General features: G+C 56.3%; 1 rRNA gene. It reads right to left on the reverse strand.

What is annotated here, in order from left to right:
- Nucleotides 1–47 precede the first annotated feature (47 nt).
- A 23S ribosomal RNA gene (locus LV78_RS40430) occupies nt 48–1432 on the reverse strand; the annotation flags it as partial.

The raw sequence follows: 1432 nt of genomic DNA on the forward strand, positions 1-1432 counted from the left end.
GGTCGGTTCGGTTCCTTCAGAACCGCACAGTGGATGCGTAGCGTCTTCATGACAAGTCCTCGGCCTATTAGTACCGGTCAACTCCAACCATTACTGGTCTTCCATCTCCGGCCTATCAACCCAATAGTCTCTTGGGGGCCTTAACCCACAAAGGGGTGGGACACCTCATCTAGGAACGAGCTTCCCGCTTAGATGCTTTCAGCGGTTATCCCTTCCGAACGTAGCCAACCAGCAATGCCCTTGGCAGGACAACTGGCACACCAGAGGTTCGTCCGTCCCGGTCCTCTCGTACTAGGGACAGCCTTCCGCAAGTATCCTACGCGCGCGGCGGATAGGGACCGAACTGTCTCACGACGTTCTAAACCCAGCTCGCGTACCGCTTTAATGGGCGAACAGCCCAACCCTTGGGACCTACTCCAGCCCCAGGATGCGACGAGCCGACATCGAGGTGCCAAACCATGCCGTCGATATGGACTCTTGGGCAAGATCAGCCTGTTATCCCCGGGGTACCTTTTATCCGTTGAGCGACCACGCTTCCACAAGCCATGGCCGGATCACTAGTTCCGACTTTCGTCCCTGCTCGACCTGTCGGTCTCACAGTCAAGCCCCCTTGTGCACTTGCACTCGACACCTGATTGCCAACCAGGCTGAGGGAACCTTTGAGCGCCTCCGTTACTCTTTGGGAGGCAACCGCCCCAGTTAAACTACCCACCAGGCACTGTCCCTGATCCGGATCACGGACCGAGGTTAGACATCCAGTACGACCAGAGTGGTATTTCAACGACGACTCCACAACCACTGGCGTGGCCGCTTCACAGTCTCCCACCTATCCTACACAAGCCGAACCGAACACCAATACCAAGCTATAGTAAAGGTCCCGGGGTCTTTCCGTCCTGCCGCGCGTAACGAGCATCTTTACTCGTAGTGCAATTTCGCCGGGCCTGTGGTTGAGACAGTCGAGAAGTCGTTACGCCATTCGTGCAGGTCGGAACTTACCCGACAAGGAATTTCGCTACCTTAGGATGGTTATAGTTACCACCGCCGTTTACTGGCGCTTAAGTTCTCAGCTTCGCCCCGAAGAGCTAACCGGTCCCCTTAACGTTCCAGCACCGGGCAGGCGTCAGTCCGTATACATCGTCTTGCGACTTCGCACGGACCTGTGTTTTTAGTAAACAGTCGCTTCTCGCTGGTCTCTGCGGCCGAAAAATCCTAGCCCGTAAAGGGCTTCAAATCCCTCGGCCCCCCTTCTCCCGAAGTTACGGGGGCATTTTGCCGAGTTCCTTAACCACAGTTCGCCCGATCGCCTCGGTATTCTCTACCTGACCACCTGTGTCGGTTTGGGGTACGGGCCGCGTGAAAGCTCGCTAGAGGCTTTTCTCGGCAGCATGGGATCACTCTACTTCGCCTCAATCGGCTATGCATCACGTCTCAG

It is taken from the genome of Actinosynnema pretiosum, from assembly GCF_024171695.1.
GTDB lineage: Bacteria > Actinomycetota > Actinomycetes > Mycobacteriales > Pseudonocardiaceae > Actinosynnema > Actinosynnema pretiosum.